Annotated in this window: 11 protein-coding genes; 3 read left to right on the forward strand and 8 right to left on the reverse strand. The window is 44.3% G+C overall.

Annotation, left to right across the window (positions count from 1 at the left end):
• Positions 1 to 18: 18 nt before the first annotated feature.
• The 4 genes from PPM_RS23955 to PPM_RS23970 all read right to left on the reverse strand — a co-directional run bounded on the left by PPM_RS23955 (position 19) and on the right by PPM_RS23970 (position 5,279).
• Entirely contained in the window at positions 19 to 459 is a 441-nt protein-coding gene (locus tag PPM_RS23955) for a hypothetical protein (protein WP_013373400.1), read from the reverse strand.
• A gap of 167 nt (positions 460 to 626) precedes the next feature.
• Entirely contained in the window at positions 627 to 1,349 is a 723-nt protein-coding gene (locus PPM_RS23960) for a response regulator (RefSeq protein ID WP_013373401.1), read from the reverse strand.
• Positions 1,350 to 1,353: 4 nt separating this feature from the next.
• Entirely contained in the window at positions 1,354 to 2,514 is a 1,161-nt protein-coding gene (locus PPM_RS23965; protein WP_013373402.1) for a sensor histidine kinase, read from the reverse strand.
• 47 nt (positions 2,515 to 2,561) lie between these two features.
• Positions 2,562 to 5,279 carry a stalk domain-containing protein gene (locus PPM_RS23970; RefSeq protein ID WP_013373403.1) on the reverse strand — a complete coding sequence of 906 codons (2,718 nt, stop codon included), beginning with the start codon at positions 5,277 to 5,279 and terminating at the stop codon, positions 2,562 to 2,564.
• Between the two features lie 265 nt (positions 5,280 to 5,544).
• On the opposite strand from PPM_RS23970, the gene PPM_RS23975 reads away from it, so the two are divergent.
• From PPM_RS23975 to PPM_RS23985, 3 genes are read left to right on the forward strand one after another with little or no spacing between them, the layout of a single operon-like run.
• Positions 5,545 to 6,954: an efflux RND transporter periplasmic adaptor subunit gene (locus tag PPM_RS23975; protein WP_013373404.1), complete on the forward strand. Its 1,410-nt coding sequence runs from the start codon at positions 5,545 to 5,547 to the stop codon at positions 6,952 to 6,954.
• On the forward strand, positions 6,951 to 10,067 hold the full coding sequence (locus tag PPM_RS23980) for an efflux RND transporter permease subunit (protein ID WP_013373405.1): 3,117 nt from the start codon (positions 6,951 to 6,953) through the stop codon (positions 10,065 to 10,067). The genes PPM_RS23975 and PPM_RS23980 overlap by 4 nt, the downstream gene beginning before the upstream one ends.
• A gap of 55 nt (positions 10,068 to 10,122) precedes the next feature.
• Positions 10,123 to 11,025, forward strand: a complete 903-nt coding sequence (locus tag PPM_RS23985) for a TetR/AcrR family transcriptional regulator (protein ID WP_013373406.1) — start codon at positions 10,123 to 10,125, stop codon at positions 11,023 to 11,025.
• 127 nt (positions 11,026 to 11,152) lie between these two features.
• On the opposite strand, the gene metK is transcribed toward PPM_RS23985, so the two are convergent.
• The 4 genes from metK to PPM_RS24005 form a co-directional block, all read right to left on the reverse strand.
• The gene (gene metK / locus PPM_RS23990; protein ID WP_016324807.1) at positions 11,153 to 12,355 is read right to left on the reverse strand and encodes a methionine adenosyltransferase; all 1,203 of its coding nucleotides are present in this window, start codon (positions 12,353 to 12,355) and stop codon (positions 11,153 to 11,155) included.
• Between the two features lie 329 nt (positions 12,356 to 12,684).
• A complete protein-coding gene (locus PPM_RS23995; RefSeq protein WP_043921431.1) occupies positions 12,685 to 12,975 on the reverse strand; it encodes an alpha/beta-type small acid-soluble spore protein in 291 nt (96 codons plus the stop codon).
• Between the two features lie 136 nt (positions 12,976 to 13,111).
• The gene (locus PPM_RS24000; protein WP_016324809.1) at positions 13,112 to 13,696 is read right to left on the reverse strand and encodes a hypothetical protein; all 585 of its coding nucleotides are present in this window, start codon (positions 13,694 to 13,696) and stop codon (positions 13,112 to 13,114) included.
• Positions 13,697 to 13,742: 46 nt separating this feature from the next.
• Entirely contained in the window at positions 13,743 to 15,278 is a 1,536-nt protein-coding gene (locus PPM_RS24005) for a stalk domain-containing protein (protein ID WP_016324810.1), read from the reverse strand.
• Positions 15,279 to 15,306: the final 28 nt, after the last annotated feature.

Below are 15,306 nucleotides of genomic sequence, written 5' to 3' on the forward strand. Positions count from 1 at the left end.
GTCCACAGATCCCTGTCACTAAGGAACAAGTGGGGCGCCCGCCAACGGGTTTGCTGTTCTAAGATCAATAACAACCTGTTTTTCACCGCCTGACTTCGGCAAAACCGGGTTCCCCGGTGAAAAACGACATGAGATGACTGAAACATCCATATGACTATAGCGCACCAGCCGGGTCAGAATCGGTAGCGTATCGTCTATAGATTCATCATCCAGTACCGTTACATGTAGCGGCCTCCGGTGTAGCCAGGCAAGGATACTCAATGAACGCATCACCCATTCCACACGATCTCCATCATTGGATGTAATCACAATGTAGCGAGTCGCACGATGATCCAGCGATGTCGTGTGTGCATCTTCGCCATTGTGATAAGCCTGAACCGCCTGTCGTATATACATGAGATGCACGACTGCAGCTCCCACACCGTATATAAGCAATATCCAAACCAAGTGAGCCGTCACGAGGGTTCCACCTCCTCCTATAGCGACAATATATGCCGTATAACAGGAAGAGGTGTCACGGTTATGTACTGGACTTCCATACGAGCGGATATCTCGCTCTAAAAGAAAGGCGGTACAGCATTCATATCTAGGCAGCTGCATCGTCTAATGCATGAAAAGACTACACTTTACAGTGTAACCCATCCGTATTTGATGGAGTTAATAACTGCTTGTGTACGATCATCAACTTCCATTTTTTGCAAAATGCTACTTACATGGTTTTTGACTGTTTTCTCACTAATGAATAAATATTCACCAATCATCTTATTGCTCTTGCCTTCAGCCATCAGACGCAACACTTCTGCTTCGCGGCGGGTCAGTGGATTATTTTCACCTGCGACAAACTTCACGCCTGCTTCCTTAGTATGACCTTCCGCCATAGCCCCTGTTTCATTCAGGTAAGTCATCCGACGGAGCTGCTGAATAAGCTTACCCGTTACCTTCGGATGAATGAATGCATATCCTTCATGTACTGAACGAATAGCATTAATGAGGGATTCGGCCTCCATATCTTTTAACAGATAGCCATTGGCCCCCTTGCGCAACGTCTCGAATACATAGCTTTCATCATCATGAATGGATAAAATGATCACTTTGACGTCCGGAAACATCTCACGTAGTTTTTCAGTTGCCTCTACACCATTTTCAATTGGCATATTAATGTCCATCAGAACAATATCCGGTTTCTCTACGTTGCAGAATTCCAACACTTGAATGCCATCGCCACATTCTCCGATGACCTCAATGTCGTCCTCCATATTCAAAATACGTTTAAGTCCTTCACGGAACAACTGATGGTCGTCCGCTAAGAGAACTTTAATGGGTGCATTACTCATTTCCTGATTTTCCATGTTGTTACTCCTTTCCCTTTTCCACGTTGGTTGGGATATGAATCACTATCTTGGTGCCTTGATTCTCAGCTGATTCGATCTCCATTCTCCCCTCGAGCAGTTCAACCCTTTCCCGCATACCAATCAGACCAAAGTGCCCATGGTCCTTGCTTTTTTGCTGAAAAAGCTCTGGCTTAAAGCCCAGACCATTATCCTGCACAACAATTTTCACAAGCTGTGCCTGGTAGGTAATCTCAACAAGCACATAGGTAGGGTAAGCATGCTTGGCAGCGTTAGTCAAAGCTTCCTGGATCAGACGGTAAATGGCTGCTTCCATCGCGGAAGAGAGACGGTGTTCCTTGCCCCTTGTTTCAAAAAGCGCTCTAATCTTCGTTTTTTCTTCAAAATCCTGCACATATTTCCGGAGCGTCGGAATAAGCCCCAGGTCATCCAGAGCCATGGGACGCAAGTTGAAAATGACCTTTCGCATTTCCTCAAGACTGGAGCGAACTTGTTTCTTCAAGTCTACTATTTCGTCCTGAACCATCTTAAATTCCTGCTTGGCGATCATTCTTTCCACAATTTCCGTCCTAAGCACTAGATGCGCAAGGAGTTGCGCAGGTCCATCGTGAATTTCACGGGATATGCGCTTACGCTCCTCTTCCTGAGCCAAAATAATTTTCAGACCAATAAACTGCCGATTTTTGGCCGATTCAATGATCCGCGTCACTTGTCCCAATTCACCCGATAAATATTCCAGCACGACTCCCATCTGCGAACCGATAGTTTCGGCCCGCTCGACAGAAGCCTCGACACTTTTGGCCCGCTTTTGAAGATCATCTCTTCTGGCTTTGAGATACATTTCCTTCTCGCGAAAAATCATCACATCGAGTTGAAGCTGTGTTGCCTTCTCATAAGCCTGCTTGATATCCTCTTCCGAGTAGCGGACGAAATCACGACTGACCTCAGTCAACCGAATTCGGGACCGCCGATAGTTCATTTCCAGCTGGTCCACTTTTTCGATCGTTTCTGCCGTTTCCTTCAATACGCTCTGGAGCTCTTGATTTAACGTGACCAGCTCGGTCCGGGCCGTGTCCAATATTTCGAACATCTGATATTTGCTGTTCTCCATCACCTGGATGGCATTTTTAATGACTCGGTCTATGATATCGGCTTGAAAGTCCACAAATGTTCTACTCCAATCCTAGCATTTCAAGTATATATCATACCATATCATGACTGGAGGGTGATGGTCTTCGTTTCTTGTTCCCATTTTACAGTCATTCCTAACTGTTCAGACACAAGTCTTAATGGGACTAAAGTCCTTCCTCCTAGTACAATAGGTGCAACTTCAGAGCTCTTACGCTTTCCGTTTAGAATCAATTCTTTTTTTCCTACAGTCAAATCCATCAGCACACCACCGCGCATAATGGTGATCCGTTGATCGCCCGCATTCCATTTGGCTTGCCCGCCAAATGCGTCCAACACATACTTGATTGGAACATACGTCGACCCATTGCGATTCATCGGAGCTGCATCAATCGTTGTTGGCGTTCCATTTACCGTCATCGATTTTTGACCGATCGTCATCTGAGCTGTTCCCTTTTTAAGTCCTTCTGTGCCGACTGTTCCTGGTGTATTAAAAGAGATATTATCAAAAGCGACCTTACCTGTCTTAGCACGCTCATCCTGACCTTCGGCTACATTGACCACATAGAGACGTTTCAGCTTCGCCGGATACGAAATATTCAAACCGCTCATATCTGCGTTAATCGTTTTCCAGCCGTTCCAGTCGATCACTTTGGCAAGATCAATATATGCAGTTTTGCCTTGGGCATCTTCCAGCTCTGCACGCAGCCAGTTCAGACTCTTATCTCCTTTGACATCAATCGAGATGGATGTAGCTGCCTGTTCCAGCGTCTTGCCGGATGTGCCGTTTAATTGAGCGTAAGCATACATTTTACCACTGCCGTTCGTCATGTCGTAGCTTAGCTCCAGCACTTTGGAATTGGCATGGTCTCCATCCCCTTGTACAACTGCCGCTGTACCGGTAACACCTTCCGCATTTGAAGTAAAATCAACCGGATACGAAACATTTTCGAAGTTTTCCCAGTTATTTGTACTTGCCCCGCCAGCAGACAGGAAGACAACCGCACTGAAACCATCGTAGCGACCAATGGCATAGCCTGTTTTCACACCCGCATCCACTGTATTTACCGTAAGCTGATTGTCCTTAACGCTTCCCTTAAAGCCGATGAACTCCCATTTGAGCGCATCTGATGTAATGCTGACACTCTGTCCATCTTTCGTCTTGGCCGTTATCGGTACTGCGATTTTTGCTCCTGCAGTAAGCGAGCCTGTCCCACTTCCTGCGGTAAGTGATGAAATTTCATCTGCCCCAAGCACGGTGACCTTGGTTGTCGCACTGGCTGAACCACTGGATGCTGTTAAGGTAGCAGTTCCCGGTTTGGCCCCCTTCACAACACCGCCGCTCACGGACACAACAGCAGGGTTGCCGGACTTCCACGTCACTTGTACTTTCGAAGTATCAAATGGATTGTAGTAGTTGTCGTAGCCTTTGAAGGAGTAGCTTCCGGTCTGACCAATCAGCAGCGTTTTATTGCCCTTGATGGTAAAGCCTTTGAGCGTTCCTTTAGGAGCAGTGGTATATACTCCCACTCCATTTACGATGCTACGTTGCTCTGTACCATATTCTGTATTGAATGTAAGCCCCGCTGTCGTATCTCCCAAATCACGAGTTACCATAGTGGTAGAGCCGCCACCATCAAGGTTCATCCCCTTCCAGACACCGATATCTTTCATCAGTGTTTGCAGCTCGCTCAGGGATACACCAACGCTATTCCCATTCTTCTCAACGGCAATGACATATGCGTATCGTTTGTCACGGGAATATCCCAAAGCCGTACGCGCACGTGTCCCGCCAATACTTGTTGTACTTCGGGAGAACGAGGTCTTCTGTCCGTCATTTACTAATATGGTATGTCCACCGATCATCATCTGAAGGTTGGAAGGATCTACTTCACTCCCTGTCGATTTGACGCGAAGGTGATAGTTCGTTTCTACGGTCTGTCCCACAGTCAGATGCGCTTTGGCATATTCAGCTGCTTTACCGTGTGTACGTAAAATATAGCCATCCTGCGGAACAGTCATATTCAATGTAGCATTTTCGGAGACTTGCGTAACCACGCCATTTTGTACCAGTATTTCTGTAGGCGTTGTCGAACTGTTTTTAGGTCGCTCAATCGCTTTCCAAGCAGATGTATAAATATACATAGCATTGGAGTGACTGTAGCTGCTCCCACTCGTCTCTGGCGAGTACGAAGCCTTGTTCATCCCTGCCAAGGAGAAGGAAGACCCATCCCCAGCTTTTACTGTACCTTCGAAAGTAAATTGCTCAACCATCGGCGAGCCATCCTTCGTAACAGCAAAGGCATACATCCCTGTTAAATCAGAGGGTGTAGACATCAGCACGCCCTTGGATACCTGTCCACCGATCGGTGCTCCCTCACTAGAGGTATTAAAATAATCCCCGTTCACTCCAGCAACCGCACCGGTCTCTTTTGCCATACCGCCTGTGCTCTGACGGGTCGTAAACTGTCCGTTCTTCCCTGTCATAACATCCAGCTTTACGTACGGATTTTGCAGGTCTACTCGAATGATATCAGCCAGCGCTGTTCCTTTAGACCCTTTAAAGCGATATTTCAATAATGTTGCGCCCGAAGTAATAATCTCTTCACCCAATTTTACCGTTGAACCGGAGGCAGCACTCGCGATTGGAGCAGATATCCAATTGTTTAACGGGATTAGAACCCCAGTTCCAGCAACCGGACCGACCCATAATACTCCTGCCAGCGTTAATACAGCCCATCTTTTAGCGATTCCTTTGCCATCTACTTTCACTTTGCTGTGTTTTCTATTACTTAAAAACATTTGGATAATAGCTCCCATCTTCTTTGTATTCAAACGGATTAATCCGCACATGTACTCTACCAATAAACAAAAAAATCCTCTTATGTTAATAGACTTATTATAAAGGCAAAAGTTCCGAAATCCCGCCAACTAATTCATAAAATCCAAAACAGTGAATTGACGAATACAATATTGACGCACTATAATACAACATGAACTTATGAGTTCAATTTAAACCAGTAAGTTTAAACAGAAACTTATGACCCTATCGGAAGGATGGATAATCATGAATAAACAACGGGCCATCATCATACTCACCTTATCACTGAGCCTCGCCATCACCGGATGCTCTACCGGAAAAAAAGATGCAGCTTCAGGTTCATCCGCACAGCCGACCGTTGTGCGCACTACAGTCGTCAAAAACACACCACTCCATACCGCCTATGACTTGTCAGGTACCCTTCAGGCCTATGAGGAACGTACACTAGCCTTTCAAAACGGAGGTACCGTCGCTAGCGCAGAAATCACGACTGGAACTCTTGTCCAAAAAGGTACAACCATTGCCCGTCTCGATGACGCCGACTACAGGCTACAGGTTGCACAGGCTACAGCCTCGATCCAAGAAGCTCTAGCCGGTATAGATAACGCACAGGCTAACTTACAGGCAGCTACCTCTGCGATTCAATCTGCCGATGCTGGTATTGCGAATGCTCGTGCAAATGTTAGCAAGGTCAACAAGGGTGCGCGCGCTCAGGAAAAACAGCAAGCTCAAACCACTGTCGATAAGGCACAAAGCGCCTATAACAAGGCCAAGACGGATAGCGAGCGGACACAAAAGCTGTTTGAGGCGGGGGCAGCTACCGCGTCGGATAACGAGAACGCCCGCTTGAATACTACCACTGCTCTCCAAAATCTGGAGCAAGCGAAAGCTTCCTTATCTCTTTTGCTGGAAGGAGCCACAGCCGAAGAGCATCAATCTGTCCAAGCTTCCTTTCAGAATGCGATAGCAGGTAAAACTAAAGCTCTTGCAGCCAGCGAACAGGCTGAGGCTTCCCAAAAACAAGCGCGTGCCAACTACGAAAAAGCACTTGTTGCCAAAGACCAGGCAGAGCTGGCACTGTCACGCACCCGTTTAGCTTCTCCTGTGAACGGCGTAATCCTAGACAAAATCGTGAATACAGGTGATTTGGTCGCGTCGGGCCAAGCCGTCTATCGCATAGGCTCCATCGACCGTCTTAAAGTGCTCCTTCCCGTACCAGACAGTGAAATTAAGGATTGGAAAAAGGGACAACAGGTAAAGGTGGCGCTCTATGAAGAAACTCGTCAGGGTACGGTGTCCAACGTCTATCCTTCAACCAGCACCGATACAGGGAGGGTTAACGTAGAGATTGTCATTGCCAATCCACAGCGAGACTGGTTACCCGGCCAGGTCATCAAAGCTGCGCATCAGGTGACAGACAAGAATGGTATTCTTGTGCCTGCTGAAGCAGTCATCAATACGGGAAGCAAGCCTTTTATTTTCAAAGATGTTCAAGGAAAAGCGGTTAGAACCCCTGTGGAGCTTGGCAATCAGGTTGTAGATAATCAATTGCAAATTGTATCCGGGCTTCGTGAAGGAGAACGTATTGTCATTAAAGGGGCAGAATCCCTATTTGATGGAAATGCGATTCAGTCGGAGGAAGGCGGACGTCCATGATTGAGTACATCGTAAAAAAACGAAAAATTACGTTGCTGTTTTTTGTCATGCTGATTGTAGTTGGAACTTTTGGTTTTTTCCAGTTACCACAGCAGGAAATGCCCGATGTGACCATACAGAATGCTACGGTCACAACCGTCTATCCCGGCGCTTCACCACAAAAAGTAGAACAAACCGTAACTAAAGAGCTGGAGAAACGCATCAAGGAGGTTGAAGGTGTTAAAACGATTAATTCGACTTCTGGGAACGGATTCTCCTCTATTTTAATCGAATCCAAAAATGGAGTAGATCCTCAAACGGTTTGGGATAATATGCGTAAAAAAGTGCAGGATGCACAAGCTGATCTTCCTCAAGGCGCTGAAGTGCCTGTTATAAATGACAAGCTAACCAGCTCGTTTATCGGCTCTTATGCCCTGACCGCCGACTCATCTGCCCCACTGTATAAACTAAATGATTTGACCACCACCTGGAAAGATCAACTTAATACAATTTCCGGCGTATCCAGTGTCAAATTCAATGGTCTTCCCGATCAGGAAGTACGTATCCATATCGACAACCAAAAGCTTCAGCAATATCAATTGTCGTGGGGACAAGTGGCACAAGCGATCCAGTCTCAGATTGATCGGGTTCCTACTGGTAATATTGAATACAACGGACGAACCTATCAACTCGTTGTTCGTGAGACCGAAAAAGCTGACGAATTAAATCAGGTCATCTTGACACGTACAAAAGAAGGTAACCCTGTTTATTTAAGAGATATCGGCACAACTGAGCTGGCACATCCTGAGGCAGAATATTTCGCTTACGTAGAGGGTAAACCGGCCATTACACTAAGTATTGGGGCGGAAACAGGCACAGACATCCCTTCTATGAGCGCAAAGGTCAATAGCAAGCTCAAAGAGCTGGAGAAAACACTCCCTGCGGGTGTTCACTTACAGACTCTCTTTGCACAAAAGGATCAGGTAAGCCATATCTTTGACGACTTAAAGCGTGAAACGATTCTGGCCATTGCAGCGGTTATTCTTGTTTGTATGTTGGGCTTGAATTTACTCACCTCAGCTTTTGTCGCGCTGGCAATCCCTATTTCGGTTTCGATTGCCGTTATCTTTTTACCTATGTTCGGCATTACTCTAAATCAGATTTCCGTTGTCGGTCTGATCATTGTACTCGGCATACTCGTGGATGACGCTGTAGTGGTAAACGATAATATTGAGCGCAGACTTACGGAATTAGGAGAGCCACCCTCCGTTGCAGCTATAAAAGGTACCAAAGAGGTCATGCTATCTATTTTGATTGCAACATTGGCCACGATCTCTGCCTTTGCTCCATTGTTGTTTCTGCCCGGAAATGTAGGTGCCTTTATTAGACCCATTCCCACCATTGTTTCTCTGGCCATGTTAGCTTCTATGATCATGTCTCTCACGATCATCCCTATTTTTCGAGAGTGGTATGAGAAACGCAGACAGACTCTTCATCCTCAGAGGAAATCTAAACCAGTAGGCTTGCTCGGTCAGCAGATCCACTCTTTAAACAAGCTTTATTCACAAAAGCTGATGCCTAAAGTCATTCAGCGTCCCTTGCTGACGGCTATGGTTGGACTCATGCTTGGCACAGCCGCTTATGGATTAGTTCCCTTTACATCGGTTGAGCTTTTCCCTGAATCTGAAGATCCTCATGTTGCATTAAATGTAAAAATGCCTGTAGGCACTTCCATTGCGGAAACCGACCAGGTCGTTAAAGATCTTGCAGGCTGGATTAAAAAGCAACCCGAAACTTCCAATGTCGTTTACAGTGCCGGTGGGACCGCCCCCCAACTGTTTAGTGACATTAATAGTGCGGGTGGAACTATCAGTTATAACGAAACCGTAGGTCAGATTGCTGTTGTCGGAAAAGAGAACGTATTTGATCTCAATTCGACAGTTGATGCTTGGGAACAACATGTTAAGAAATCCTACCCTGGCGTTACGGTTACCATGTATGTTCCCCGTCTTGGGATTCCAGTAGGTAAACCCGTTTCTATTCGTATCTCAGGTCAGGATCTGAATGAACTGCAAACCCTTGCCCAAAAAGCAAAGGAGCAGATCGCGACAGTTGAGGGCACAACGGGCATCGTAGATGACATAGGAATTGAACGATATGCCCTCGAGCTTGAGGTTAACAAACAAGCCATGGATCAGTATCTAGTAAGCTACACAGATTTGACTCGTACCCTTCTTCTGTTAAAAGAAGGAGCTCAAGTCAGTCAATTTGATACGGGAAACAGTCTGGTAGATATCAAGATGTATTTGAATCACAGTAACGAGGAGCCAAGTAAGCTTTTCCAACAATTAAGTGTAGTGAATGCAGCTGGCAAGCAAATTCCATTAAACCAGCTTGTACAGATTAAACCGTCATTTGCTATTCAGCAAATCAAGCATTACAATATGGAGCGGACGATAACGGTCGAAGCGGACTTGAATGGAAGAACTGCAAGTGAAGCCATGGTAGATGTGGAAGGCAAACTGGCACAAATGAGGTTCCCTGAAGGCTATAAATGGGAGGTAGGCGGTGAAACATCCGATCAGTCCACCATATTCGGAGATTTAGGGAAGCTGGCGATTGTTGTAGTCTTACTCATTTTACTCTTGATCACGATGCAGTTTTATTCACTCTCCATTCCTATTATTATTATGACGACCGTGTACCTAGCAGCTGCCGGCGGGATTATTGGTATTTTTCTAACTGGTATGCCCATCGGTTTTATGAGTATCATGGGTATTATCGCACTTGCGGGTATTGTGGTACGGAACGGGATTGTCTTAATAGAATTTATCGAGGATGCAAGACATGAAGGAGTGGAGTTAAGGGAAGCCGTAATACAAGCCGCCGCTGCTCGCTTCAGACCGATTTTGTTGACTTCCCTGGCTGCCATTGTAGGTATGATTCCATTAGCACTATTAGGGAGCCTGCTCTTTAAGCCACTGGCGTTCACCGTCATTTTCGGTTTGTTATTTTCAACCTTGTTAACTTTGTTTGTGGTGCCGTCCTTGTATATGATCATGGCCAAGTACAAGATGCACCGGCAACTCAAAAAACAGCAGCACACAGTTATTACACGTGACCAACCTTTGTAATGTATGAAGTATCGAATTCCGCATGCTGTCGAGTTGGTTCCTGGAGGGAGTATGTATGGAAAGTAAAAAAAATGATATTTTACAGGCGGCCATTCGGCTGTTCTCCAGAAAAGGCTATTATTCAACATCTGTTGAAGAAATCGCTAAAGAAAGTGGAATGGCAAAAGCATCCTTCTATAAATATTTCCAAGGGAAAGAAGAATTGCCTTTGGAAATGTGTATCATTTTGGAAAACAATATTGAACAAGACATCCGAGCTCTCTACAGTAAACCTGACCTATCTAAACACGATAAGCTGCACGGTTTTATTGTACTCTACTTGAAAAATCTTGTTGAAAACAAAGTGTATCTCATGATGGATCTTCCTGAGCCTTCCATGCTTATTTTTCAAAATGAACAACTCAATGGTGTGTTTGAACAGCATGAATACAAATTATACAAATGGGTTCGCGACTGCCTGATTGATATTTTTGGACCAGGCATTGAAGATCATGCATGGGATATAACCTTTGTGCTGAAAAGTATTGTGTTTGAATATATTCGCTTCTTTGCCGATCGGATGAATGATGAAACGATTGAGCATCTAACACAGTTTATCATCTTCTTATCCAGTTCCTTGGCAACCAGCCTGAGCAGTGCTGATCCCGCTCCACATTTGTTTTGGAGCAAGAAAGGCTGGTTACCCGAGAGCGCTTTAAGTAATCCCTTTGACCAAGGTCGTCAAATTAACGGCCTTCTCCACTCCCTGGAAGACAGTATACTGCTGTCTTCGTGGAGCTCAGAGGAGAAACAGGAGTGTCAGCAAATTTACGCTCAATTAAAGGAAGAGGCTCTGAAATCGAACCCTCAGAAAGGTCTCTTAAAAGCTCTTTTTGCGTATTTGGAGCAATATAAGGAAGTACAGAAGGTATGTCATTTACTCAGAAATTTATTGGGTCTCGCACCGATATCCGAATAGTGGAGCGAAATTAAGTACACCGTGGCAAGTTCATAGTTAATAGCAAAGTATATCAAAAAAAGACTGTCTCATGCATAGCATGAACAGTCTTTTTAGGTTAATGCGTTATTCTGATGACCTACGAGGATTATAACCCCGCTTGCTCTCTCAGAATTTCCGCTTTATCTACACTCTCCCACGGTACATCCAGATCTGTGCGTCCAAAGTGGCCGTAGGCAGCTGTTTGCTTGTAGATTGGACGACGCAGATCCAACATGCGAATGATGCCTGCTGGGCGAAGATCGAAGTTATTTCGGATCAATTCAACGAGTTTTTCATCACTGACTTTCCCTGTGCCGTATGTATCGACGTTAATCGAAACAGGCGTAGCTACACCGATGGCATAAGCAAGCTGTATTTCAACCTTGTCAGCCAATCCAGCTGCCACAAGGTTTTTCGCTACATAACGAGCAGCATAAGCAGCAGAACGGTCTACTTTAGTTGGATCTTTACCTGAGAATGCTCCCCCGCCATGACGTGCATAACCACCATACGTATCTACAATAATTTTACGGCCTGTCAGACCTGCATCCCCTTGAGGACCACCGATAACAAAGCGCCCTGTCGGATTAATGTAGTACTTGGTTTGCTCGTCCAGCAATTCAGCAGGAACCACTGGCAAAATGACCTTCTCTTTGATATCTGCTTGAATTTGCCCCAAAGTAGTATCTTCTGCATGCTGCGTGGAAACCACAATGGCATCGATACGGACAGGTTTGCCGTTTTCATATTCTACCGTTACTTGAGTTTTACCATCTGGACGAAGGTAATTCAGTGTTCCATCCTTACGCACTTCAGACAAGCGTCGTGCAATACGGTGAGACATAGCGATAGGGAGAGGCATTAGCTCAGGTGTTTCGTTCGTAGCAAAACCGAACATTAATCCTTGGTCCCCAGCCCCAATGTTTTCTGTTTCCTTATCTACTTCAGCAGGATCACGGCTTTCAAGGGCAGCGTTAACCCCTTGAGCAATGTCTGGCGACTGTTCATTCAAAGAAGTCAATACAGCGCAAGTATTATAGTCGAAACCGTATTTTGCACGTGTATAACCAATTTCCTTAATCGTATTACGAACAATGGATGGAATATCCACGTATTCCGATTTGGAGCTGATTTCACCAATGACGAGAACAAGACCGGTAGCTACCGATACTTCACATGCTACCCGTGCATTAGGGTCATTAGCCAAAAAGGCGTCCAATACAGCATCGGATATCTGATCACAAATTTTATCCGGATGGCCTTCTGTTACAGACTCGGACGTGAACAAATGACGACCTTTTACAGACATGAATTTCAACCTCCCACAATTAAAATACATGAGGATTTTTAATAAATCCTAACATGGCATGGCATTATTCAGTTACCTTCAACCCAACAAATGACGGAAGATATCTTTTACACCTGATTAACAAAAAATGAACCTTTTCCGGTAGGAAAAGGTTGCGTACAAGCCTCAAATGCCATGATATCCTATTTAAAACAAGGTGTCAATTCATGTCATCCAAATAACAAAATTCGAAAATGAAGTGAGTTTACATGCGAACCATTTTGATCCACATGTAAATAGCTCCAGTTTAAACCTACTATTTGTTTAAAATCTGTACAAATAATTGCAATTTATAATGTACCAAATCCAGATAAGCTACGTTCAGCGGATTGTATCAATCGTTTAGTAATCTCTCCACCAACGGAGCCATTTTGTCTTGAAGTTAAATCGCGCCACGCTACATTTTGACTCCTCGTAAACTCTCCCAATTCTGCAGCAAATTCACTGTCAGCATTCGGATGTATATGTGCATATTGAGGATTATAAACAGGCAACCCAAACTCGGCAGCAATTTCATACTTCAAATCATCTAATCTGGCACGACTTTCAGGAATTAATCGTCTTTGACCTCTCGACGCCATTATATGCACCCTCCACTCAATGAATTAGTTTTCATGAAGTTAGTGTGCAGTGTTTAAAGTCAACTTAGCCAAGAACAATTTGCTATCCCAAGCAGGATTTAAGAAAAAGAGTACCTTAAAAAGAGATAGACCCCAGTTATTGAACAGTATAGCCGCCACGTACCATAACGACTAAGCCATACTTTTGGTCTTCTTTTACTTGAATACCTCTTCCTTCTCTAGGAAACGATAATAAATGATTTTTTTCGACAGCCTGGTTATGAACAATTTCAGTTCCAGAAGTAATATCAATAGCACCACTGGCATCCATGCTATACACAACAGCATTTCCATTACGTAAAATAAATTCTGCTCCAGCTTTAGCAATTAGTTTCTGACCAGGCTTTACATCAACAACCTTCAAAGCCTCTGTTTGCTCCACCGTTGAACTTTTAGTTGCATTAGAGGTTCCTGAAGACGTTGTTGTATTAGAAGTAGTGGTGTTTGTTGCTGGAGCAGTCGAGCTAGTTGTCTTACTACTAGTACTACTTGCACTTCCCCCACCTTTGATCGCTTGAGCAATTTTTTGATCAACATAGCTTTTGGTTACGACTGGATCATCAGCTGTTCCAGGTTGTCCAGAACTGGAGGCTCCATTGACTGAATTGTTCATCAAAGAGCCAGCCACAATTCCTCCTCCGAGTAAAACAGCAGCCAACGATACTTTATAGCGTGATTTCATGAAGACCTCCTACTGCAGGTTATAACAAGTATAAGTTAGGCTTAAATTATTGCGCACCTGCTCCAGAAGCAGCACCTTGTAATACCCAAGGTTTTTCATAAGCCATTTTCAATGTATCAATACTCGCAACGATATCTTCGGCCTGTTGCTCAGCAGTAGTCACTTTCAAATTAGCTTCGTAAACCTGAAGTTCTGTAGCCAATCCAACATCAAATTGCTTCTTAGCCATATCAGCCGCACTTCTTGCACTCACCAAACCAGCTTGAATCTGTGAGTACTGGCTCTCCAAGCCTTTAATAGTGTTATAGGCATTTCTTACTGCCTCTTCGAGTTGTCTCTTCGTTCCTTCTGTAGCAAGTTGAGCTTTCTCTACATTGAGCTGCTCAGCTTCATAAGGCGTATTTCCAGGAGAGCTAAAGTTGTAAAGCTTTAAGCTTAATTCAGCCAAATCTACCTTTTGCTCACTTAACCAAACGGCAGTACTACTAGTAAGTACTTGGCTTACTGTAGTCTCTACATTACTTTTAAATTCTGAATAAACAGGCTTATCTTTCAATTCATAACGTCGCTCTGGCTTATAACCGATTAGTTGGTTCAAAGCTAAAAAAGCACTATCCAAGTCCTTTTTTGCTTTGTCTAAAGCTGCTTGGTTTTGAGTTACCAGATTTGTTGCTTGGGTGACTTCGTAATCACTCGACATTTGGTTATCTCTCTTAATTTGTGCAACTTTAAGCTTGCGCTCTGCATCTTCAATATTCAAAGCAGCCAACTTAACAGCATTTTGCTTTTGAAGAAGCTTGTTATAAAGATCCTTCACATTATATTCAATACCTTCTTTGGTCATTCCCAGGTTCTTCTTGGCAGCCTCATAGTTAAGATTCGTTTGAGCATAACCTTTGAAAGCTTTATCAGAAGCCTCAACACCTGCCTCCAAAGGTACGTAGTCAATGTTCTTGCCTGTTTCTTGCATAATTCTCCTAGTCTGATCAATATTCGTTTCTACTGTTTTAATTGTGGTGCTATCAGCAATAGCCAGCTTAACTGCATCATCATAGGTCAAGGAGTCTTTATAGTAGGTATCATAAGTAACTTTGGTCACAGGAGCAGCGAGTGGCTTACTAGACAAGCTATAGGTGTCAGTAGCACTACCACTACCTTGATTCGAAATGGTCACTGTTCGTGTAGTCTGATCCCAATTTACTTTGGCGCCTAATGATTGGCTCACAAAACGTAAAGGAACGAGCACTTGACCCTTTTGAATTTGAGTTGCTGCATCAAGCTGTACCGGCTTACTGTTTTTATAAGCAAGTTTGGAGCCAATATTTAAAGTTAATGTATCGTCATTTTTAGATGCTGTTACTTTTTTAGCCTTGCTGTCCCACTCCACTTGCGCTCCCAAGCTTTCAAAAACACCACGAAGAGGCACCAAGGTTGTATTTTGACTGACTATCGGAGACTGTGTATATTGCTGAGTCACACCGTTAATAATAACCTTTATATCACCTGACTGAGCTCCTGCAAGATTAGCAAACGCAGAACTAAGAACCAATGTGGATAGTAATGCCACTCCAAAACGTTTCATAATTTCTCTCCTTTGTCAATAAGACTAA

The sequence above is a fragment of the Paenibacillus polymyxa M1 genome (assembly GCF_000237325.1).
GTDB lineage: Bacteria > Bacillota > Bacilli > Paenibacillales > Paenibacillaceae > Paenibacillus > Paenibacillus polymyxa_C.